The 22003-nt window shown below is 64.2% G+C and carries 23 protein-coding genes; 8 read left to right on the forward strand and 15 right to left on the reverse strand.

The features are described 5' to 3' along the window. Positions 1-10: 10 nt before the first annotated feature. Together ACAG24_RS23350 and ACAG24_RS23355 are read right to left on the reverse strand one after the other, a co-directional pair. Positions 11-1903, reverse strand: coding sequence for an alkaline phosphatase family protein (locus tag ACAG24_RS23350; RefSeq protein WP_370474760.1), 1893 nt, complete (start codon positions 1901-1903; stop codon positions 11-13). 241 nt (positions 1904-2144) lie between these two features. Then, positions 2145-2831 carry a GAF and ANTAR domain-containing protein gene (locus ACAG24_RS23355; RefSeq protein ID WP_370474761.1) on the reverse strand — a complete coding sequence of 229 codons (687 nt, stop codon included), beginning with the start codon at positions 2829-2831 and terminating at the stop codon, positions 2145-2147. 303 nt (positions 2832-3134) lie between these two features. Between ACAG24_RS23355 and ACAG24_RS23360 the strand changes: the two genes are divergently transcribed. Further along, positions 3135-3578, forward strand: coding sequence for a hypothetical protein (locus ACAG24_RS23360; RefSeq protein WP_370474762.1), 444 nt, complete (start codon positions 3135-3137; stop codon positions 3576-3578). Between the two features lie 72 nt (positions 3579-3650). Here the strand turns inward: ACAG24_RS23360 and ACAG24_RS23365 are convergent, their stop codons facing one another. Further along, complete coding sequence (locus tag ACAG24_RS23365) at positions 3651-5360, reverse strand: diguanylate cyclase domain-containing protein (protein ID WP_370474763.1); 1710 nt, start codon at positions 5358-5360, stop codon at positions 3651-3653. Between the two features lie 411 nt (positions 5361-5771). Continuing rightward, the gene (locus ACAG24_RS23370) at positions 5772-5900 is read right to left on the reverse strand and encodes a hypothetical protein (protein WP_370474764.1); all 129 of its coding nucleotides are present in this window, start codon (positions 5898-5900) and stop codon (positions 5772-5774) included. Between ACAG24_RS23370 and ACAG24_RS23375 the strand changes: the two genes are divergently transcribed. After that, positions 5880-6536, forward strand: coding sequence for an MFS transporter (locus tag ACAG24_RS23375; protein ID WP_370474765.1), 657 nt, complete (start codon positions 5880-5882; stop codon positions 6534-6536). The genes ACAG24_RS23370 and ACAG24_RS23375 overlap by 21 nt on opposite strands. A 32-nt stretch (positions 6537-6568) precedes the next feature. Here the strand turns inward: ACAG24_RS23375 and ACAG24_RS23380 are convergent, their stop codons facing one another. The 4 genes from ACAG24_RS23380 to ACAG24_RS23390 are packed head-to-tail and all read right to left on the reverse strand — an operon-like array spanning position 6569 to position 10314. Next, positions 6569-7933 (reverse strand): MBL fold metallo-hydrolase, encoded by a 1365-nt coding sequence (locus ACAG24_RS23380; RefSeq protein ID WP_370474766.1) that lies wholly within the window; start codon positions 7931-7933, stop codon positions 6569-6571. Between the two features lie 19 nt (positions 7934-7952). Next, positions 7953-8726 carry a sulfite exporter TauE/SafE family protein gene (locus ACAG24_RS23385; RefSeq protein WP_370474767.1) on the reverse strand — a complete coding sequence of 258 codons (774 nt, stop codon included), beginning with the start codon at positions 8724-8726 and terminating at the stop codon, positions 7953-7955. Between the two features lie 9 nt (positions 8727-8735). After that, entirely contained in the window at positions 8736-8909 is a 174-nt protein-coding gene (locus tag ACAG24_RS29575; protein WP_508506433.1) for a DUF8730 family Cys-rich protein, read from the reverse strand. Positions 8910-8934: 25 nt separating this feature from the next. After that, the gene (locus tag ACAG24_RS23390) at positions 8935-10314 is read right to left on the reverse strand and encodes an MBL fold metallo-hydrolase (protein WP_370474768.1); all 1380 of its coding nucleotides are present in this window, start codon (positions 10312-10314) and stop codon (positions 8935-8937) included. A 172-nt stretch (positions 10315-10486) separates the two neighbouring features. Here ACAG24_RS23390 and ACAG24_RS23395 point away from each other — a divergent pair, with 172 nt between their 5' ends. After that, positions 10487-11071, forward strand: a complete 585-nt coding sequence (locus ACAG24_RS23395) for a rhodanese-like domain-containing protein (RefSeq protein ID WP_370474769.1) — start codon at positions 10487-10489, stop codon at positions 11069-11071. A gap of 114 nt (positions 11072-11185) precedes the next feature. Then, positions 11186-11455, forward strand: a complete 270-nt coding sequence (locus tag ACAG24_RS23400) for a metal-sensitive transcriptional regulator (protein ID WP_370474770.1) — start codon at positions 11186-11188, stop codon at positions 11453-11455. A gap of 180 nt (positions 11456-11635) precedes the next feature. Here ACAG24_RS23400 and ACAG24_RS23405 read toward each other — a convergent pair whose 3' ends face one another. Further along, entirely contained in the window at positions 11636-12922 is a 1287-nt protein-coding gene (locus ACAG24_RS23405) for a cytochrome P450 (protein ID WP_370474771.1), read from the reverse strand. A 47-nt stretch (positions 12923-12969) separates the two neighbouring features. After that, the gene (locus tag ACAG24_RS23410; RefSeq protein WP_370474772.1) at positions 12970-13167 is read right to left on the reverse strand and encodes a ferredoxin; all 198 of its coding nucleotides are present in this window, start codon (positions 13165-13167) and stop codon (positions 12970-12972) included. 140 nt (positions 13168-13307) lie between these two features. On the opposite strand from ACAG24_RS23410, the gene ACAG24_RS23415 reads away from it, so the two are divergent. Together ACAG24_RS23415 and ACAG24_RS23420 are read left to right on the forward strand one after the other, a co-directional pair. Further along, positions 13308-13907, forward strand: coding sequence for a TetR/AcrR family transcriptional regulator (locus tag ACAG24_RS23415; RefSeq protein WP_370474790.1), 600 nt, complete (start codon positions 13308-13310; stop codon positions 13905-13907). A 127-nt stretch (positions 13908-14034) separates the two neighbouring features. Continuing rightward, positions 14035-14874 (forward strand): mycofactocin-coupled SDR family oxidoreductase, encoded by an 840-nt coding sequence (locus ACAG24_RS23420; protein WP_370474773.1) that lies wholly within the window; start codon positions 14035-14037, stop codon positions 14872-14874. Between the two features lie 161 nt (positions 14875-15035). Here the strand turns inward: ACAG24_RS23420 and ACAG24_RS23425 are convergent, their stop codons facing one another. The 4 genes from ACAG24_RS23425 to ACAG24_RS23440 are packed head-to-tail and all read right to left on the reverse strand — an operon-like array spanning position 15036 to position 18923. Further along, on the reverse strand, positions 15036-16496 hold the full coding sequence (locus tag ACAG24_RS23425) for an aldehyde dehydrogenase family protein (RefSeq protein ID WP_370474774.1): 1461 nt from the start codon (positions 16494-16496) through the stop codon (positions 15036-15038). Next, a complete protein-coding gene (locus ACAG24_RS23430; protein WP_370474791.1) occupies positions 16493-17281 on the reverse strand; it encodes a carboxymuconolactone decarboxylase family protein in 789 nt (262 codons plus the stop codon). Before ACAG24_RS23430 ends, ACAG24_RS23425 begins: the two co-directional genes overlap by 4 nt. A gap of 11 nt (positions 17282-17292) precedes the next feature. Then, positions 17293-18096, reverse strand: a complete 804-nt coding sequence (locus ACAG24_RS23435; protein ID WP_370474775.1) for a mycofactocin-coupled SDR family oxidoreductase — start codon at positions 18094-18096, stop codon at positions 17293-17295. Next, the gene (locus tag ACAG24_RS23440) at positions 18093-18923 is read right to left on the reverse strand and encodes a mycofactocin-coupled SDR family oxidoreductase (RefSeq protein ID WP_370474776.1); all 831 of its coding nucleotides are present in this window, start codon (positions 18921-18923) and stop codon (positions 18093-18095) included. Before ACAG24_RS23440 ends, ACAG24_RS23435 begins: the two co-directional genes overlap by 4 nt. Positions 18924-19024: 101 nt before the next feature. On the opposite strand from ACAG24_RS23440, the gene ACAG24_RS23445 reads away from it, so the two are divergent. Further along, complete coding sequence (locus ACAG24_RS23445; RefSeq protein WP_370474777.1) at positions 19025-19612, forward strand: TetR/AcrR family transcriptional regulator; 588 nt, start codon at positions 19025-19027, stop codon at positions 19610-19612. Here ACAG24_RS23445 and ACAG24_RS23450 read toward each other — a convergent pair. Beyond that, entirely contained in the window at positions 19602-20462 is an 861-nt protein-coding gene (locus ACAG24_RS23450; RefSeq protein ID WP_370474778.1) for a CbbQ/NirQ/NorQ/GpvN family protein, read from the reverse strand. The two genes, ACAG24_RS23445 and ACAG24_RS23450, sit on opposite strands and share 11 nt — an antisense overlap. 116 nt (positions 20463-20578) lie before the next feature. Here ACAG24_RS23450 and ACAG24_RS23455 point away from each other — a divergent pair, with 116 nt between their 5' ends. Further along, the gene (locus ACAG24_RS23455) at positions 20579-21016 is read left to right on the forward strand and encodes a TetR/AcrR family transcriptional regulator (protein WP_370474779.1); all 438 of its coding nucleotides are present in this window, start codon (positions 20579-20581) and stop codon (positions 21014-21016) included. Positions 21017-22003 lie beyond the last annotated feature (987 nt).

Genomic DNA, 22003 nt, shown 5'->3' on the forward strand with positions numbered 1-22003 from the left:
GCCCACCCTGCTAGACGGCGACCGCCGTTGCCCCACAGGCGAACACGGCGCTCGACACCCTTCCGTCGCTGCACGCCACCGCGATCAGGTCCGGTGTCGAAACCTCCTCGGGCCCCGACGGGAACTCCGGCGGAGCCGGACGCACCAGCGGGAAGATGCTCGCCCCTTCGACGCCGGTGAGTCCCGCGACGATCTGCGCCACGATGTTGGTTGCCACATAAGCGATGTCGCCGACGATCTTGACCGGGATGATCGCCAGCTTCGCCAGGGGGCTGATCAGGAACAGGCCCTGGTCGGCGAGCGACTGCAGGCCTGAGGTGATGCCGTTGACGATGTTGTCCACGTAGTAGGGAATCGTCGCGGCAATGGTGCGCACGCTGAGCGCGATGTTGGTGCCGATATCCGGGTACGTGTTCTGCGCGATCGCATCCTGCAGCGCCTTGGTCAATCCGTCGATGTCACCGGGCACCACTGTGTCGCCGTCCAGGTCGGTCAGCGAGACGCCGTCGGCGCCTTCGGCGGGCTGGAACCCGAACAGGTGCAGCACTGTCGGCGTGACATCGACGATCGAGTACTTCGAGTTCACCCCACCCTCGGCGAAGAGCCCCGGCGCGCTGGCGATGACGAAAGTCGATGTCTCATCGGGCGATTGGAAGCCGTGACCGAAACCCTTCTGCGGCTGGTGACCGTGGTCGGTGACCATCATGATGGTCCACTGGTCGCCGGTGAGGTCTTCCCAGGCGTCGACAGCCTCCATGATCTCGCCGAGGCTCTGGTCGAAGTTCGCGAGAGCCTCGAGGTACTCAGGCGAATCACCGCCGAACAGGTGTCCGTTCTCGTCGACGCCGACGAAGTAGCTGAAGATCAGGTTGGCCACGTCGGCACTGGCATTGGCGATGGCGTCTTCGGTGAGCTCCCCGACGAGGTTGTCGGCCTCGAGCCAGCGCGGATCGTTCTCCTGCTCAGGCACATTGAAGAGGTTGTCGACACCGAGGCCGGTGTTGGCGATCGCCGAGATCACGTTCCAGTTGGCGATCGACGTCGTCTCGATCGCCGGGTTCAGTGTCTCGAGCTGCGTGAAAACCGTCGGCCACTTGCTGTACGTCCACGGGGTGAAGACGTTGTTGATGACACCTGTCTTCTCCCCCCAAGCCCCGGTGAGGATCGACGTCCACGACGGGTTCGACACGGTGGTGTGCCCGACGATCGTCGACGCGGCGGTGGTGCTGGCCTGCATCAGTTTGAAGATGTTGGTGGTGAGCTCGGGGTGGGCCAGCACCCGGCTCAGGTTGGTCCCGTCGACGCCGATGACCAGGACGTTGGGCGTCCCGACGTCGAGCGCGGCGACCTGCTGCGGCGTACTGGCGGTGCGGCGCAGCGTGTTGCGCTCGAGTTCGTCTCGTGCTGCGGCCAGCGAAGCGAGGAAGGTCGGCCCTTGCAGAGGTGTGGCCGGGGACGGCCGCTCGGGTGAAAGCACCGAACTGACCACATCGGAGATCACCTTGTGCACGGTCGGTCTTTCGGTCGCCGCAGCGTGTGGCGTGGTGCCGTCTTCGGCGGCCGCGGCGGCCGATTCTGTGGCGTCCTCGTCCTCGTCGGCGGAGACGGATTCGGCCTCGTCGTCGTCATCGACGGAGGACGATGAGGCCCGACTGGCTTTGGAGGTCTGACGCGGCAAGGTTTCGTCGTCAACTGTTTCGTCGTCAACTGTTTCGTCGTCAGCGGTGTCGTCGTCCGTCGCGCGCGCCTCGTCGGCGGAACCGTCCGTTGTCGATGAGGAGTCGTCGGACGACGAGGACGTCGAACTCGTCGACGACGATTCGCTCGAGGACGAGGAATCGCCGGTGTCGGCGTACGCGACGCCCGAGGCAGAGGCAACCGCCCACCCGACACCCAGTGCCACTGCAAGCGCTCCGACCCGACCAATGTTGTTGGCGTGACTCATGAGTTCCCTCTCGACGGAGTTCTCCACAGCTGCGGCGGGGGCCCTGCGAACTGTCAGCTGATTGTGCTCCCCGTAAATTACGCCCCGGCCGTCGTTCGCTGGCGCTGATTCAACGAGTTGGTGGCGAATTGCTGTGCTTACCACGCGCTCCACTTCGGCGGGCGAACTTCCCCCGCCGGCTCCGGCGTCGGTGTGGCTGTCAGCCCCCCGCGTCGATTGTGGCGACGAGGTTGCGCGCGACGTCGACGAGCTTCGTGTTCGACTCCTGCGAGAGCCTGGCCAGCAGGCTGAAAGCCGCCGTTGAATTGATCTTGAAGCGTTCCATGATAATTCCCTTGGCCTGCCCGATGACATCGCGACTATTGAGCGCGGCGTCGAATTGAGCCTCGGCCGCCGCACCGATCAGTGCCACCGACGCGTGCTGAGCGACGATTTCTCCGACCATGATCGAGTCCTCGGCGAACACGCCGGGCTCGGCACTGTAGAGGTTGAGGGCTCCGAGGTTCTGGTGCACCACATATAGCTGGAAGGTCAATAGAGAGCGTGCACCGATGTCCATGGCGGCCCCGCAGAATCTCGGCCAGCGCTTCTCGGTCGCCATGTCGTCGATGAGGACCGTTCGGTGGTCTCTCAGCGCACTCAGACACGGTCCTTCATCGAGCTCCGATTGCAGGCTGTCGAGTTTGGCCACGATCGCATCACTGGGAACGCGTGGCTGGATCGTGCGGCCCTCGATCAGGGATATGCCCGCCCAGCGGGCACCTGGCACGATTGTGACAGCTCCTCTGACGATGGATCGCAGGGTGGACTCGGTGTCGTGCTGATCCTGCATCTCGACCGCCAGATCACCGAGGACCCGCGCCAGCTCTTGCGATTGGTTGCCCATGAGGCCGACTGTAGGCCACCTTGCGAAATCGGCACAGGCTGTCGGAAGAGGCATCCACCGCGAGGTGACGCGTCTTCGCCCCGGCGGGGGCAGTGGTCGATGAGAGAGATGACGCCAGAAGCTGTATTACCCCTTATAGCAACGACATCGGCCTGTACACGTTTCGTTCGTCCTGCGGCGGGCACCCAGGGGTCGTCACGGATCGCCGAAGCCGCCGGTGTTCAGGCCACTACCCGCCCGCCGCTTTGACGCGACCACCGACTCTCGCTCCCGTATCAGGGGAGCCATTCCGTGAGGAATCCCATGGGCATTCGCCGCTCGAACAACCTTGGCTACGTCATCGACTGCAGAGGCGCCTGGCTACGCCCGCACGCCCGCGCCACCACCATTCAGTTGATCGTTTCCGGCAGGGTGGACGCCTCCAACCGCGACGTGGTGCAGACCAGCCTTGCGCGTTTCATCAAGCTCGGCGAATCGATGATTCTCGATCTGGAAGGCGCCGACCTGGAACACAGCGAGGCCACGGCGTTGCTCAACGGCCTCGCTGCTGAATGTGCCCGGCAGTCGGTTCCGCACGCAGCCGTGCTCGACCCGCGAACGGGTCGATTGTTGAGTCGCGACGCCCCCCTGGGTTTTCCACTGTTCCGGTCGGTCGCCGAAGCGGTCGCTCACTTCGGCGAGTCGACGCGCGTACCTGAACATAGTGCGCGCGTCGTGCCGTTCCCACGAAAACCGTTCCTGGCCTAAAGCCTTCGGCCAGACGACGGCGTTTGGAACGAGCACAGCCGGCCGCTGATCGACCGAGTCCACCCGCGCGGATCACCCTTCAGATGCCTCGACGCAGACCACCGAATTCTTCCCGGCGAATTTGGCCCGGTACATCGCCATGTCGGCACGCGCGGTGATCGAACCGACGTCCTCTCCCTGAGCCGCGATGGTGGCTCCGATGCTCAGGGTCGCGTGAATCACTGCGCCGGCGGCGTTGATTGGCTCAGCGGTTCGGCGGCGGATGGCTTCGGCGATCTCGGCCGCCTCGTGAATGCCGCGCAGGTCGGGGAGCAGCACGATGATTTCGTCTCCGCCCGTGCGACCGACGGTGTCGGTCTCCCTCACACACTCGGCGATCCGTACGGCGAGCGTCGTCAGTACGACGTCACCCGTTCCGTGTCCCCACGTGTCGTTGATGCTCTTGAATCGATCCACGTCGCAGAAGAGCACGCCCAGAAGGCGTCCCGACTCGCGACGCTTCGACAGTTCGGATTCGAGGCGCGCGAGGAATTCGGCACGGTTCACCAACCCGGTCAAGGTATCGAAACGTGCGAGCCGTTCCAGTTGCCGCTGCGCCTCGACCTGATCGTCGACAATGCGCAGTGCGGCGATGAGGCCGTCGGTGGCGCCGTCGCCATCGACATAGGGCTTTCCGTGGCCATCCACCCAGTGATAGGTGTCGGAGGCCGAGCAGATCCGGAAGCGATGGTGCACTGATTCACCCCCGGTGATCCGCGTGAGGAACTGCTCGACTGCGGGCCGGTCGACAGGGTGTATTCGACTGCTGAAATCCGAACCGATCCACCGCGGGGTCCGTTCGCCGAGTGCGGATTCCACCGAAGGAGACACCCACGCAACGTCGCGGCCCCGCAGGTGCAAGATGACGTCGACGGCGTTGTCGGCGAGCATGCGGAAGCGTTCTTCGGCCATCAATCGCTCGTTGTGCAACGCGCCCCTGTCCATGAGAAGGCGTTGTTCGCGCTGACTGTAGTAGAAGGTCAGTGCCCCGATGCCCAAGCTGCCCAGTGCCACGGACAGCGGCCAGACCGCGCGCTCTTCGAGCCCCATCCCGAGGAGCGTGAACCGCAGTAGCGCGACGACGATGGGAAATCCGGCGAGGACCCCGAGCAGACGAAGCAACGATCTGTGGTCCGGCCGGGCCAGGATCCAACTCAACGGAAGGGCATCGGGCCGCGCCGCTGCGGTTGCCGTTGCCAGCAGCAGAAGGGCAATGGCGGTGGCCATCGCCTGACCGCTGGAAGTCGTGAAGCTCACCAGGTTTGCGGCGTCGAACATGTAGGCAGCCAGAGCGAAGCACGCTGTGCCTACCCCGCCCAACACCCCGAGGGAGCGGACGACACCACCCCACTTGTGGTGGACACCTATCGCTGCGGCGGCTGCCGCGAGCATCATCAACGTCGCAGCAGTCTGCGGGCTCGGCCGGCCCGGATAGGCAGGTTGCGCGGCAAGTACCGATTGTCTGAATAGGATTGTGTCCCAGTGTGATCCGGCATTCGTCAGGTATTCCACCAGGGTGACGAGGGTCAGAAGTCCGACGGTAGCCGCCAGCCCGCGCGCTATTCGGATGCGCCGTTTCGATGCCGGCGTCAGCTGCAGACCGACAGCCCCCGCGAGTGCGCAAAGCAGCAGTGCAGTCCACGGCGTCATATGCGGCCACATCGGAGAGCCGCGGGTGAGGAGTTCGTTTCCGGTGCTCCACCCGACGAGATTCAAGACCACGATGCCGCACACCACAGTCACCGCGGATCGCGCGCAACGAATCGCGATTGTCGGTGGCGTCCTCCGCGGGTCAGACATGCACGCGGTGCCGTTTCATGCTGAGTCCCGCGGCGCGAGTCCCCGCCTACCGGCCATTTGCGCGGATCGGACGCGAGGCGGTACGCCGGTCAGTCCGGTCACTCGATCGATTAGCACGGTCCGCCCTTGATGATCGGCCGCGTCGCCAGCGGGACAGGCTCGACCACGCGGGGTCTGCTTCCCTGCTCGCGACTATCGCACCATTTTGCTGAATTCACAATCCTCGGGAAAATGGCGTGACCGAACGTCGTCCGATGAGCTTGAGGTTCGCTCTCGCGGCCTCCCGGCGCTGAAGCAATTGTGTGCTTTCGTCGACCCGGCCACCTGTCACCTGCGGCCGTCTCCGCTGCTGCGCTAGCCGTGCGAGGCGTTGCGCAGGAGCCGAAAGGCGAGGTCGAGCACCTTCTCCGGGGGCGGTCCGTCAGGGTTGGCCAGCCAGGAGAACGTGAGGCCGTCGGCGTCATGTTCTTCTTCTCCCAGCACCTCCAACTCGTCATGGGCATGACCCCGTTCCAAGCCGGCCTCGCCGAACTGCCCGCCACCATCGCCACCATCGCGGTCGTCGGAATCGTCGGCTACCTGCTCACCCGCCTCGGTCGAGGGCGCGCCATCGCCACCGGCCTCGGTCTCTCCGCGCTGGGGCTGGTCGGTCTGGCCATCACCGAAGGATGGTCCACCTACTGGGGAATGGGCGTCTCCCTGGCCGTCATCGGCCTCGGAGTCGGCGCCGCGATGACGCTGTCGACCGATGCCGTCGTCAGTGCCGCTCCCGCCGAACGCGCCGGAGCCGCCGCATCCATTTCCGAGACGGCCTACGAATTCGGCGTCGCCCTCGGCATCGCCGTCCTGGGAACATTGCACACTGTCATCTACCGCGCCAGTCTCACCATCCCCGAACACGTCAGCGACCTGGAGCGCGCAGCCCTCGACGACTCGTTGGCCACCGCCACATACCAGCTGCCGAACTCACCCAACCTCCTCGCAGAAGCCCAGCACGCCTTCACGTTTGGCGTCCAAAGCGTCTCCCTCATCGCTGCGGCCCTACTCGCCATCGCCGCCGTTGTCGCCATCAGAGTCATTCCTTCGGTCCCGGAAACCACGCCACCAACGCCGCACTAGGCCACCGCTTATCTGACAGCCCCTCGTTGAATTCAGTCGTCGATGTCGTTACTTCGCGTGAGGCCCTGCTCGCTTGCGGTGGAGAAGGCGTCATCGATCAAGACGACGCTTATGCCGGCGCGGTCGAGCATCGAGGTTGCGATGGCGGCGCGGTAGCCCGATCCGCAGTGCACCCAGACCGGACCGGAGGGTACGTCGTCGAGTCTGTCCGGCAGCTCATGTAAGGGAATGTTGGTGGCACCGGGGATGTGCTCTTTGTCGTACTCGTGGGTTTGTCGTACATCCAGGATGGACGGCAATCCCGAGCTGAGTTCTCCTGCGAGACTTGGGAAATCAGCGACCGGATAGGTGGCGAGCTGGCTGCCGCCCGCGAGTGTGTCGATGTGGTCGGTGGCAGCGCCGGTCAGGCGGTCGACCCCGATGCGGACCAGTTCGCGTTTGGCGTCGGCGACCTGTTGGGCCGAGTCACCGATCACTGTGATCGGTGCGCCCCAGTCGTAGAGCCAGCCGAAGTAGCTGACGAAGGACCCGGACAGCTCGAAACCCAGGGTGCCAGGGAGGTGGCCAGCGGCGAATGCCGTTCGGGTGCGCAGGTCCACGACCCATTCGCCGGCGTCGATGCGGCGGCGCAGTTCGGCGGGGTCGATTTGTGCCGGCGGGGTCAGGTCTACCGGCGGCGGTCCCTCGCGATTGATGACGCCCATGTGGGCGTAGTAGGCGGGGTAGGCCGACAGTCCTGCCAGTAGTTCGTCGACGAAGCTCTGTTCGTCCTGCGTCAGTGCCGGATTCGTGCTGCGCTGTTCGGCGATGGTCGAAGAGTCACCGGATGAGGGTGTGGCTGAGCAGAAGCTGCCGAAGCCGTGGGTCGGATAGATCGGGGTATCGGGCGGCAGGCGGTCGGCGAGTTTGTGGACCGAGTGATATTGAGCGTGGGACAGGCTTTTGGTGTCGTCGGGCCCGATGAGGTCGGTGCGTCCGGTGGTGCCGTAGAGCATCGAGCCGCCGGTGAACACACCGTGGATGGCGCCGCTGTCGTCGCGGAGTACGTAGCTGACGTGGTAATGGGTGTGGCCGGGGGTGTAAAGCACTTCGAGGCGAATCGGTCCGGCGTCGATGATGTCGCCGTCGGTGACCGCGCGTCGGTCGTAGTCGACGTCGTCGCCTGCCGGGACGGCATAGTCGGCGCCGACGGTGCGGGAGAGTTCCAGGCCTCCGGTCACGTAGTCGTTGTGCAAGTGGGTTTCCAGGACGTGGGTGATGCGGACCTGGCTCTTCTCGGCCAGGGCGAGCACGCGGTCGATGTCGCGTTGCGGATCGACCACGACGGCGATGCCGTGGTGGGCGATCAGGTAGCTGCGGTCACCGAGTCCGGAAGTTTCGATGATGGAGACGTCCATGTATTGCTCCTTTGTTGGTTCAGTGGAGGACAAGCGTGTCGGCGAGCACGTAGGCGGCGACGGCGAACACCAGGTAGGCGAACCAGCGCTGCAGACGGGCGGTGTCGGTTCTGGTGCCGAAATATCCGGCGACCAGCGAGGTGGCCATCGCAGCGGCGACGAACGCGGCGGTCACCTGCCAGTCGACGGTGATGCGGTCGAGGTGGGAGACGATGCCGGCGACGGAGTTGGCGATGATAATCAACAGCGACGTGCCGATGGCCGTGGACATTTCGACTCCGAGCATCACGACCAGAGCCGGGATGATGAGGAATCCGCCGCCGACGCCGAACAGTCCGGTGAGCAACCCCACCAACAGTCCTGCCCCGAGCGAGCGGGGGGCGCAGCGTCGCCAGTTGACCTGGCCGGCCTCGATCTTGCAGGCGGTACCGGTGGCACCCTGGTCGGTGAGCATGCGGATCCCGGCGACCACCATGACGACCGCGAATCCGACCATCAGTACCGGCTGGGACAGGTGGGCACTGATGGCGCTTCCTGCAATCGTCGCCGGTATTCCGGCGGCGGCGAAAATCCCCGCCATGCGCCACCGCACCTGCTTGGCCCGGATCCTGGGAATCACCCCGACTGCCGAAGCCGCGGCGACCACGATCAGCGAGACCGGGATTGCCTGCTCCATGGTGAAACTCATCCCGTAGACCAGGGCCGGAACGGCAAGAATGGACCCTCCGCCGCCGAGCAAACCCAGCAGTACGCCGATCAGGGCCCCGAATGCGAGGCCGATCGCGATCGCCATGACAGTCCCCTACCCGCCAGACCGGCGCCGCAATATTGCGGCGAAACCGCGCGGCGACTCCGTTCGTGGCGTGCATCGGCACTGCCGCGCGACGGATACAGAGCGCATGACCTCTGCCACGTGCCGGCCGCAGCCACTCCACGTCACCTTGCCGCACTGTCGGCAGTCAACGGCGTGACACATCAGCGAACTCCTTCTGTGGGTCGTGTCAGACTGCGGCGCGGGCGTCGGCCCAGGCGTTGTAGCCCCCGAGCAGGTCGGACACCTGCGTAAAGTCGTTGGTACGCAGCAACGATGCGGCCACGCTGGACCGCCAGCCGCCGGCGCAGTGAACGACGATCGGTTTGTCGGTCGGCACCTCGCCGAGTCGCAACCGCAACTGGGCGAGCGGGATGTGAAGGGAGCCGGGGATGGCACCGCTCTCGCGTTCACCGGGGTTACGGATGTCGATGAGCGTCACGGCATCGTCGGCCAACAGCGCATCCAACTCGGCAACGGTGGTGCGAGGCGCAGCCTGCACCAGGTCGGCGAGTTCAGCGGGAAACAGCCCGTCGCGGCCGACGGTGAGGTAGCCGATCGCGTCGTCGGAGCCGATACGCGCCAGCCGCAACGCCGCCTCTTGCTCATCACCGGGGTAGGTGATCAAGGCAATCTGACCGCCGATGTCCGACACCATGCCTCCGGTCTCGGCGAAGCGACCGTCGAAGCCGACGTTGACCGCCCCTCGCAGGTGTCCGGCGGCGAAGTCTTCGACGCTGCGGGCGTCGAGCACCCGCACACCGGCGTCGAGCGCGGCGCGGATCTGCCGGGGCGTCATTGCGGGCACCGTGCGATCGGCCTGCAGCAGTGGGTGCACCCGCTTGTTCATCGCCGCATCGGAGGCGAAGTATGCCGGCGCGGCAGGCTGACCCGCGGTGAGCATCGCGACGAACGTTTCCTCAGGCATCGGTTGCACCGAAGGGTTGCTCCTGCGCTGTTCTCCGATGGTGGAGGTGAGTTCGGTGGAGAGGTTCTTGCCGCACGAGGAGCCGGCCCCATGGGCGGGCATCACCGTCACGGCATCCGGCAACGTCATGAGCTTGTCGTGGACCGTGCGGTACATCGCGCGAGCGAGGTCTCTGGTCGAGCCGTCGCCGAGGTTGACCAGATCCGGGCGGCCGACGTCGCCGATGAACAGCGAGTCACCCGTCAACACGGCGACCGGCTCCGCAGCGGGGTTTTCGCGGACGAGCACACTGATCGATTCCCAGGTGTGCCCCGGGGTCGACAGGATCTCCAAGTCGACCCCACCAAGGGACACATGCTCACCGTCGGCAAGCCGGCGGATCGGATAGTCCGTCTCGGCGGCCGCGCCGAACCCGATCCATGCGCCGGTCGCGTCCACCAATTCCAAATGGCCAGAGACGAAGTCGGCGTGGAAGTGGGTGTTGATCACACCTTCGATCGTCAGGCCGAACTTCCGCGCGTCGGCGAGGTAGTCGCTGATGTCACGACGAGGATCGACGACCACCGCGCGGCCGGTGGCCTCGTCGCCGACCAGATACGACGCATGCGACAGACACTCGATGTAGTACTGCTCCAAGATCATTGCCAGTTCCTCTCAGTCCAACTTCGAGCGCGGTACGCGCCCGCTCAGACATTTCTACAATACCCCGAGGGGTATCTATTCCCGTCTACAGATATACCCCCGTGGGTATGCTAGCGTCTACCGGTGCGATACCCCCGTAGGTATATGTCAAGCGACCAAGGAGACACAGTCGATGCCTGAAGCCACCGTCGACGCCGCAACGCTGCATGAGCAGCTCACGTCGATGAATCCGCCCCGCCTTATTGATGTCCGGACACCCGCGGAGTTCGAGACCCAGCACAACAGCGGCGCGTACAACGTGCCCCTCGACGTGCTGCGCGAGCACCGCGATGAGATCGCCGGCCATCTCGATCAGCGGGTCGTGTTGATCTGTCGCTCCGGCCAGCGCGCCGACCAGGCTGGAGAATCGTTGCGCCAGGCTGGACTAACGAGCATCCCCATCCTGGAGGGCGGGCTCTCCAGCTGGCTGGCCGGTGGGTTCGCCGTAAACCGAGGCAGGCAGCGCTGGGAGTTGGAGCGTCAGGTGCGCCTGATCGCCGGGCTGATCATCGCACTCAGCGTGTTGGCCAGCATCGTCGTCCCCTACCTCGAGTGGGTTGCCTTCGCGATCGGCGCCGGCCTCACTACTGCCGCGCTGACCAACACCTGCGCCATGGGGATACTGCTCGCCCGGCTCCCCTACAACCAGGCCAACACCACCTGTGACACCGCCACCGTCGTCAGTCAACTGCTGCCCGCGTCAGGGGCCTGCAGCTGACGCGTCGGCACCTTGCTGCTCTCTGGGAATCCCAGCGGGGACGGGACCGTTGACCTGGGATGACAGATACCCCCTCGGGTAATCTCTGAGGCAGCGGCAACGAAAGGGATCACAATGGTAGGTGACGAAGAGGCAATGAGCGCAGTTCTGAATCGGCTACGCCGGGCGCAGGGCCAGCTCGCCGGCGTCATCTCGATGATCGAGCAGGGACGCGAATGCAAGGACGTCGTGACTCAGCTAGCCGCCGTGTCCCGTGCACTGGACCGCGCCGGCTTCAAGATCGTGGCCACTGGATTGCGGGAATGCGTGACCGGTGAGCATGCCGGCGCCGACAAGCCGATGACCGAAGCGGAACTGGAAAAGCTGTTCCTTGCATTGGCCTGATGAACTACGACACAGGCGCCATATGAGCCGGCGAGCAGGCTGCCTCGTTTCTTGTCGGACTTGACCTCTGCCCGTTGAGAATTGATGCGCAGGGCTGGGTTCATTGCTTCCTGCACTTGAAGCGAAGAGGCGGGGTGTGCAATGCACACCCCGCCTTCGTCAACTGGGCTGAGCCGGCCGTCACCCTTCTGGAGCTGGTGTGAATTCGATGTGCAACTCGCTGAGACCGCGGAGGAGGAAGGTCGGTTCGTAGGCGTAGGCGCGTTGCTCGTGCGGGCCGTGCTTCTGCTCGCTGATGTGGAACTCCGTCATACGGTCGAGGAGCCGGTTGAGGGTGACGCGGCCCTCGACGCGAGCGAGCGGTGCGCCCGCGCACGTATGGATGCCGCGGCCGAAGGCGATGTGTTCACGGACGTTCTTGCGGTCGAGATCAAACTCGCCGGGATTGTCGAACTTTCGCGGATCGCGATTTGCGGCCCCCAGACACAACATCAGGACGGTGCCGGCCTTGATCGGTACGCCTCCCAGAGTCGTCGACTTGCGGGCGAGCCGGAAGTCGACCTTGGTCGGGCTTTCGAAACGCAACGACTCCTCGATGAAGGCTGGGATCAGGGACCGGTCGGCGCGCAGCCGCTGTTGGAGATCCGGCCGGTCTCCGAGGACCTGCAGCGCTGAGCTGAGCAACTTGACGACCGTTTCTTGCCCGGCGCCGAACAGGAATGTGGCCGGGCGGACCACCTCGAGCAGCGGTGGGGTCGAGCCGTCGGGGTAGGTGGCGGTGGCCAGTCCCGTCAGCACGTCGTCGCGGGGATTGCTGCGCCGATCGGCGATGTATTCGCTGAACAGATCATCGAGGTACTTCAACGGATTGCTGCCCACCGGCGTCGAATCGAGAGCGCCGACCTGATGGTCCGGTGCGCTGCCGGCCCCGAGATTCCTGCGCAGCTTCGGACGATCTTCGTCGGGCACTCCGAGCAAGTCGGCAATCGCCAGCGTCGCATAGGGTTTCGCGTACTCGGAGAGGAATTCGCACTGCCCGTTGCCGATGAACTCGTCGAACTGCCGATCAGCGAGAGCCCAGATGTACTCTTCGTTCTCTTGGAGCCGGCGGGGTGTCAACAGCCGGCCAAGCAGTGAGCGCGCCTTTTCGTGGTGCGGCGGATCCATCACGACCATGTGTTCGAAGATCGGGAAGAGATGGCGGTGGGCCTCGATCAACTCGCTGATGTCGTCACCCTCCGGGGTAAACGGCAGCGGAGGAAACGGCCCACCGATGGCATTGACCGCAGAAAAGCAGTCCACATTTTTGAACGCCGCGTGGACCTCTTGATAGCCGGTGACCGCGACGACCCCGTAATGCGGCTCCCGGGCAACGGGTCCCTGGCCACGCAGATATTCCCAATAATCATAGGGATTCTGCGCAAGGTCAGCGTCGGCGAAGTAGTCGAGGTCAGCAAGATCGGGCATGCAATGGGCCTTTCGATGCGAGACTTTGATATTGGGAGCGAGGCGGGTCAGTGAACCCAACTAATGGCCTGCCGCGGGCAGGCCGAGACGGCCGCGTCGACATCGGGTGAGTCGTCTGGGTCTGGCGACTTCTCCACCGTCGCAATGTCGTCACTGAGGTCGAACACGTTGGGCGCCAACTCGATGCAGAGCGCATGGGCTTCACACAATCGCGGATCGACCTGTACCAAACGGTGATCCGCCATTGACGCCTCTCTGTGGTTTTGCCTCGCCTGAAACCCCCTGGTCCAAGCGCGCCCGCCTAATCTGATCGAGCGATCAGCCTGCTACGATGCAGTATGCCTACCACGCAGCTTCGGCGCCGGTCAAGTGGATCGGACCTTTGATGCCGGCTACCCAGCGGGCGAAGACCTCAGACGGGGCCACTCGTCGCCGGCTCATCGAGGCGGCGACCCAGATCATGCACGACGAGGGCTATGCCGCGGCGACGTCACGGCGAGTCGCAGCCAAGGCAGACGTCAAGCAGGCGCTGGTCTATTACTACTTCCCCACCATGGATGATCTGTTCCTGGAGGTGCTGCGGGCCGGTTCTGAAGCATCCCTTGCACGCCTTCGGGACTCGCTTCAAGAAGACAATCCGGCGCGAACGCTGTGGCTGATCAACAGCGACACTCGAAACACCGTGCTGAGTAACGAATTCATGGCTCTGGCGAATCATCGCAAAGCTATCGGAGCAGAACTGAAGCACTATGCAGAGCGCGTACGGGATATCGAGTCGGCTGCGGTCACGATGATGCTTCGTGCCCAGGGTGTCGACATCACACAGTATCCACCCGTCGCCATCTCGATGTTGATCACACAACTCGCGCGCAGTATGGCCAACGAACGTGCCGTCGGGGTTTCCTATGGGCACGAGGAACTGCAGCGCTTCCTCGAAGAGCGGCTGCCCTGGCTGCTCTCCCCTTCTCCAGGCGGACACACCTGACACTCTCCCGTTGAGCCGTGGTTGACAGATGACCCCACCCGTGCCAGCCTTCCTGATCGAATGACAAGTTTCCCGAGGGCCTCCGCGCACGAAGTTGGCCTCGGTCTCAATGGCAGCGAGGTGCCCCATGGCTGGACGTGTTGACGGAAAAGTCGCTTTCATCACCGGGGCCGCGCGCGGCCAAGGACGTAGCCACGCGGTGCGTCTTGCCGAGGAAGGTGCCGACATCATCGCGATCGACATCTGCGGTCCGGTGAGCAGCAATCCGCAGATCGAGCCCGCAACCGTCGACGACCTCGCCGAAACCGCGGATCTGGTCAAACAATTGAACCGACGTATCGTCACCGCCGAGGTCGATGTCCGCGACTACGATGCCGTCAAGGCTGCCGTCGACAACGGTGTCGAGCAGCTCGGCCGGCTCGACATCATCTGCGCGAATGCGGGTATCGGCAACGGCGGCCAGACGCTGGACCACACCAGCGAAGCCGACTGGACGGACATGATCGACGTCAACCTCTCAGGCGTCTGGAAGACCGTCAAAGCGGCTGTCCCGCACCTCATCTCGCAGGGGCAGGGCGGATCGATCATCCTGACCAGCTCGGTAGGCGGGTTGAAGCCCTACCCACATACTGGTCACTACATTGCCGCCAAGCACGGTGTCGTCGGCCTGATGCGTACCTTCGCTGTCGAGCTCGGCCAGCACTCCATCCGGGTGAATTCGGTACACCCCACCAATGTCAACACCCCGCTGTTCATGAACGAAGGCACCATGAAGCTCTTCCGCCCGGACCTGGAGAACCCGGGCCCAGACGACCTCGCGGTCGCCGCACAGTTCATGCACGTTCTCCCCGTCGGTTGGGTCGAACCCGTCGATATCAGCAATGCGGTGCTCTTCCTGGCCTCCGACGAATCCCGCTATGTCACCGGACTGCCGATGACTGTCGACGCCGGAAGCATGCTCAAATAGCGACTTCTCGCTGACAGGCGGCCGGCGGCGTCCGAGGGACTGCCGGTCGCGAGCGATGGGCGGGAGTACTGCACCGAACTCGGCCTGCCCGAGATGCGGCTGTTCAGACCGCTTGACGGGCCACCGCGCAACACCGCACAGATCGGGTCGATCGTACACTCTCAGCCGAGGCCGATCCGAATATTCTTGACCTGTTGGAATTCTCGAAGGCCTTCGAGGCCTCCGGTGCGCCCGGAGCCACTCTGCTTGTAGCCGCCGTAGGGCCCCTGCGGGGAGATGCGGCTGCCCTGGTTGATCCACACCGACCCAGACTGCAGTCGGCGGGCCACGGTGTGGGCGCGCGTGAGATCTTGAGTGTGGACGAAGGCGTTCAATCCGTACGGAGTGTCGTTGGCGATACGAACGGCTTCGTCGTCCTGGGCGAACGGGATCAGCGACACGACCGGGCCGAACGTCTCGGTCTGTGCCAAAGCGGACGTGTTGTCGACGTTGCCTAGCACTGTCGGCTCCAGGTAGTAACCCGCGGCGAGAGCATCGTCGGCGAGACGACGGCCGCCCGTGAGGAGCTCGCCGCTACCGCTGTCGACCGCCTCCCCGATCACACCCAGGATGCGATCTAGGGCGGCGGCGGATATGACTGGGCCGAAAACCGTGGCGGGATCGGTCGGATCGCCGATGCGGGTGGATTCGATCACGGCCAGAAACCGTTCGGTGAATGCGTCGTAGACGGTTTCGTGGACGAGGATCCTGCTGGCGCACGCACAGCTCTGCCCCGACTGCATCAGCGGGCCTTGATGGGCAGACCGTGTGGCGGCGGTGTCGAGATCGGCGTCGTCGAAGATGATGTTGGCCGACTTGCCACCAAGTTCGGTGACCACCGGCGTCAGATTGTCTGCCGCGGCGCGCAGAATGGCGCGGGCCGTGTGCCCGCCGCCAGTGAAGTGGATCTTCGCGATGCCAGCATGTCTGACGAGGGCGTCGCCCCCGTCGCCTGCGGCAGGGACGATGTTCACCAGGCCCGGGGGAAGTCCTGCCTCCAAACAAAGTTCACCGAACCGCAGAGCGGCCAGCGGAGCCACCTCGGACGGCTTGAACACCACCGCATTGCCCGCCGCCAGCGCAGGCGCGACGCACGATGCGGCCACCACGAGCGACCCGTTCCATGGCGCAATCACTCCGACGGCGCCAAGGGGTTCTCGTTCGATGAGGTTGAGGTCGTCGCTGCCGCTGACCGGTGTGCTGGAGCATTGCGGTTTGTCGACGTAGCCGGCGAAGTGACGCAGGAACTGGTCGAGCATCACAGCGTTACCGGCGTAGGAGATCGGGACGCCGTAGTCGAGCGTGTTGAGCTCGGCGAGTTCATCCAGGTGCTCGCGCACGACGTCGGCGAGGCCGATCAGCATGTCTCTGCGCTGATCGACATTCAGGGCGATCCATTCGCGCTGCGCCTCTTTCGCGGCCGCCACCGCCATATCCATCTCGGCAGCGCCGGCTAGCGCCACGGTCGCGTTGGGAGCCCCGGTGGCCGGGTAGATGTGCGGATGCGGATCGAGCGACGTGCGGGTGAGCCGGTCTGACCCGATCAAAAGCCCGGCGGGAGCGGCGGGGTCGATTGCCCTCACGAGACGGGTGCACCTTCTGCGGCCCACTCGGCTCTCACACGCTCCTTCTGCTCGCCGATCACATGATTCAGATGCGAACCCTTCGGCCACCCGTAGTGCGCGGCGAATTGCAGCGCCAGTTCGTCCATTTCCTCGAAGGAGATGTCGCGGCTCTTCAAGGCTGCATAGACGTGGCTGAGGATCGGATACGGCGAGTCCTGGAAGGCCACGCAGGCGACCGTGATCAATCTGCGCTCCTTCATACCGAGGTTCGGTCGCAGCCACATCTCGCCGAAGACGAAGTTCAGGATGCCGGCACCCTGAAAGGGGTTGTCCCGCTGTGGCGCAAACGGGAGGCAGTTGACGTCCTTGAAGGACTGCTCGCCGACGGACAACCGAGCCTCCGGGTCACTCGGCGTGCTCAGTGGCAGCAAAGGTGCCGGCGGCGGCACTGGCAGTCCGCGTTCGCGGTGGATCCGGTCCCACTGCTCGTCGACGACCATGTTGAACCGTGAGGCCTTCGGCCAGCCGGCATACACCGCGAAATGCAGGACCGCTTCCCGCATTTCGTCGATACTGAGATCACCGCTGTTGAGTGCAGCGTAGACGTGGTCGCGCATGGGCGCCTCGGCATCGGCTGCCGCGACGCAGGGCAGGGTGACGAACCGACGTTCCCTGCGGGTCAGGCCCGGGCGCTGCCACACCTCGGCGAACACGAAGTCCAGCAGATGCTGCGTCGCCGGCGACGTGTCGTCGGGGGCAGGCGCCGTCATGATGTCGGTATATGCCCTGCGCCCGCGGTCCATCCGATCGGTGCTCACCGGATCGTCACTCCTGCATCAACTTTGAACTCCAGACCCGTGACGTAACGCGCCTCGTCGGAGATCAGGAACAGCACCGCGTTGCTGATGTCGACGGCCTCGGCCATGACGATCGGCAGCGCGTTCTGGAAGATCGGCCCGAGGTCACTGCGGGTGTCATGCAGCAGCTGGTGCAGCGACGCGGGCTGCATGCCCGTCGGCACCCCGGTCGGATGCACGGTGTTGACCCGGATATTCACGGCGGCAAGCTCATTGGCCAGCGCCTTGCTCAGGCCGACGACGCCCGCCTTGGAGGCGGTATATGGCGTATGAAGCGGTGAACCCTTGATGCCCGCCGCGGAGCTCACGTTGATCAGGCTGCCGCCGCGCTCCAACAGGTGCGGTATTGCGGCGCGACAGGTGTTCCACGTGCCGATGAGGTTGACGTCGACGACGGTGCGCCACTGCTGTGCCGTGGTGGTATCCCATGTTCCACCGGTAAGTACGCCGGCGTTGGCGACGGCGGCGTCGAGACCACCGAGCTGCGCGACACCGTCGTCCACCGCCATCGACAGCGCCTGCTCGTTTCGTACGTCGACGACATGGGTGACCGCCCGGCGGCCGTGCCGCACCACCAGCTCCGCCGTCTCGGTGAGCTCTTCGACTGTGGCAAGCGGATATTCGATGACAGACAACGAGTCGCAGATGTCAACAAGGATCAGATCGGCACCCTCTTGCGCCAACCGGACCGCGTGACTGCGTCCCATACCGCGGGCGGCGCCGGTGATCAGTACCCGCTTGCCCTCGACCCGCCCGCTCATAGCTTGTTGCAGAAGCCGGCGTCGACGGGGAACGTGACCCCGGTGACGTACTTGGCGGCGTCGGACACCAGATACGAGACGGCCGCGCTGATGTCCTCCGGCTCGAGCAGCGATACCGGCATGGGGTTCTGCAGGTGTGGCCCTCCGTCAGGGTAGGCCTCCAGGAACGCGGTCATGGCGGGGTTGGTCGCCATCATGGTGTTGACGGCCGTCGGATGAATGGTGTTCACCCGGATACTGTGTGGCGCCAGGGCATTGGCGAGTGTTCGCATCAGTCCGACGATGCCGTGCTTGGAAGCCGCGTACCCCAGGCCGCCGCCCTGCGATCCGCCGAAACCCTTGAGTCCCGCGGTGGAACTGGTGAACACCATCGCGCCACCCCGGCCACCGTCGATCAGGTGCGGAATGGCTGCCTTCGCGGTGTGGAACGAACCGACCAGGTTGACGTCGATCGCGGCGGCCCACATCTCGAGGTCCTCTTCGATGCTCACCTCCCGAAATGCGGTAGGCGCGATTCCTGCGTTGGCGCAGACGATGTCGAGGCGACCGAAGTGCTCCACGCCTGTATCGAGCGCAGCCTTGAGTGCCTTGAAATCTCGGACGTCGGCAACGGACCCGAGCATCTTCCCGCCCGCCGATTCGACAAGCTTGATCGTCTCGTCCAGTTCGTCGCGGGTCGCCATCGGGTATCCGTTGGCCTCGATGTCGGCGCAGATGTCTACTCCGATGATGTCGGCACCTTCGGAGGCCAGACGGATCGCGTGACTGCGCCCCTGCCCCCGGGCCACGCCGGTGATGAATGCAACGCTGCCGTCCAGTGAACCCATTTGCCCTCGCCTCGTCACACGCGTCGGATAGCGACTCCAGAAGGAGTAACCGCGTTACTCACGGTAGGGTAACTGTGTTATCCACGGAAAGGCAAGGGGGCATGGACGAGGGCACGGCGTCACCGCCAGAGGGTGATCGGCTTCTCGATGTCGTCGTCGACATGCTCGAAACCGAGGGCTACGAATCGGTCCAACTGCGCGCCGTGGCGAAGCGTGCACGAAGTTCACTGGCAACGATCTACAGGCGTTACCCCACCCGGGACGACCTGATCTTGGCCGCACTCGAGTACTGGATGGCCAGACACCGCTATGCCGGCATCGCCGGCCCACCGGCGGGCGGAGAAACGTCGCTCCGAGAGGGGCTTATGTCGTTGTTCCGCACCATCTTCGAACCGTGGGAACGCCATCCGGAGATGCTGAAGACATACTTCCGGGTACGCTCTTCTCCGAACGGGCAGAAGTTGTTCCGCTTCGGATTCGATATCGTCGCCCCGGCGGGCATGGAACTGCTCAAAGGCGTGGAAGACGATCTCGTCGCCGACCTGGAGGCCATTGCCGAGAACGTCATCTACGGGCTGCTGGGACGCTTCTCCGCCGGCGAGATCGCGGTGACCGACATACTTCCCGTGCTCGACCGCACGGTGTTCCGGCTCGCCCGAGGTTTTCCCGAAGAATCAATCAGGAGATGAGGGCGGGTACCCCGCTGGCGTGACCACCGACGTAGGTGTCGATCATTCTCAGGAGGCCGGCTTGAACGGTCGGGTCGTCGCTGAGCGGTGCTGCGATGGCGATGCGTGCGGCGTCGCGCGGTAGGAGACCTTCGGCGATGAGTCTTCCGGCGGCGATAAGTACGCGCGTTGAGGCGACTTCGCGCAGGCCTGGTGTTTTCAGTCGGCGGATGGCTTGGCTGAATCGGACGAGTGTCGCAGCGGTGCCCTGGGTGATGCCTGCTTCTTCGGTCAGTATCTCTTCTTCGGTTTCGGGTGCGGGGAAGCCGAATTCGATGGCGACCATTCGTTGACGGGTGGAGTCTTTGAGGTCTTTCAGGACGCTTTGGTAGCCGGGGTTGTACGACAGGACCAGACCGAACCCTGGTGCTGCGTCGAGGGTGATTCCGAGACGATCGATGGGCAGCTGCCGTCTGTGGTCGGCGAGGGGGTGCAGGACGACGGTGGTGTCTTGTCGCGCTTCGACGACCTCGTCGAGGTAGCAGATGGCTCCTTCTCGGACCGCGCGGGTGAGCGGGCCGTCGACCCATTCGGTTTCGCCGCCGCGGAGGTGGAAGCGCCCGACGAGGTCGGCGGTGGTCAGGTCGTCGTGGCAGGACACGGTGATGAGCGGTCGGTCGAGGTCGTGTGCCATCGCTTCGACGAAGCGTGTTTTGCCGCATCCGGTTGGTCCTTTGAGGACGATGGACAACCCTTGGCGGTAGGCGGCCTTGAAGTGTTGCTCCTCGTCTCCGGTGGATATGTAGAGGGGTCGCGAATCGTGGGGTGTCGGCGGTTCGGAAACCGCGTTGTGGGTGTCGACGGAGGTCATTGGATTCCTTGTGCTCATTCGGTTGCGCTTGTGTGGCCGGGTGATTAGGCCACGCGTCGGCGAACGTCGGCGTATCGCGGGGGACGTTCTACTTTCACTTTCCGACCAGAGAGCACGTGCTGCACAAGTTGATTCGCCGGGAGGAAGCACGGGTAGCCGCAGAACTCGGCACATTCCTGGATTCTTCTCGCGATCTCGCCGCCGTCCTCAAAGAGATCGTCAGACTGGTCTTCGACCTTGAAAACCGTTGGGGTAGCGTCCTTTTTCGCGATGTCATTGGACTATACTTTTCACCGGCCCGGCCTGAGAACGACGAGTGGACCGACCATCCCACGATCGTGCTGCTCGCTGCAGAAATCATGCGCGCCCGCAACCGGGGCGAATTCTTCGCCGACGTCGACGCATTCCGCAGTGCTGTGTTCTTCCTTCTTGGCCTCTACGCACTGGTCACCACAATGCGAACCGAAACTCCCGGCCGCGACGGACTGCTGGACAAGTACGTGGCCAGCGAGCTAAGGAGCCTACGAGCGGAAGCCCCGTCACCCGCGCAGTAGCTTCCGATCTGATTCCGCGCGGGTGTGTTTGCGTCTGTCGTGTGCAGGAGGCCGCGAAAGTTCACTCGCGATCGAACTCGTCCTTAAGAGTCCTCTCTAGGCGGCCTTGCACGCATCGCCATTGCGTTGAGGTGGGCGTTCTTGTCAACGCCGTCGTCAGTGGGCGGATCTGTGTCCGCGTTGCGCAATGGTGCATAACGCCTTCAGCGGAAGACCCTTCGGCGGTAGCGTGTTGCCCACTGTCTCAGAGCCGCTGGCGCGCCTCGTATCTCGCGTTCCTCCATCTGCCGACTCTTCGGCTCGTATATCAACGCGCCCGGGACCAGATGGCTGCTACCCGCCGAGTGACCTCAGCCGAGATCCGCCCCTTTCATTCGGCCAATACAAAAGCCGCCTCGCAATGCTGGAGTGTGATGGCTGAGCGCCGTCAGTTGCCGTCGCACATCCGACGCGTTGAGCTGGCGCAGCGCTCCGGCGCCAGGCCAGTTGTTCGCTACCAGCTCACGAGTTCGAGCTCCAATACGCGGCGAGCTTGGCGAGCTGGCGGTGCAGGACCTACCCGCCGCCACACTGATGACCTCATGAGGTTTCGCCAGGCCGCCGAAAACTCGCGCAGGGCGGGGCTTACTCCGACCAGGCCTACATCGTCTGCAGGGAGGCGGGCCTACGTCCACGCCCAGTCCGAGGCGCTCCCCCATAGCGGCACGGAGCGTTGCTCCGCCGCTGGCGCAATCCGGTGATTGAAACAGTTCGCACACCGGTGCGGTGACGCTCGCAAGCCTCTGTGGCAAGTTGCGGCAATTGCCGATCTGCCAAAACTGCGTTCGATCGCTAGTGCTCTTCAGGAAGAGCAGGTCAAAGACCTTTTTCTGTGTCGGGCTGACAGTGTGCTGTTTCAGGACATCGGAAATAGGGTGTCTCAAGACATCGGCATAGGTGAATCAGCCAGTTTCAGCTGGTGTCGAAGGCTCGCCTGGTCATCACCGC

Source organism: Mycobacterium bulgaricum (genome assembly GCF_041287165.2).
Taxonomy (GTDB): domain Bacteria; phylum Actinomycetota; class Actinomycetes; order Mycobacteriales; family Mycobacteriaceae; genus Mycobacterium; species Mycobacterium bulgaricum.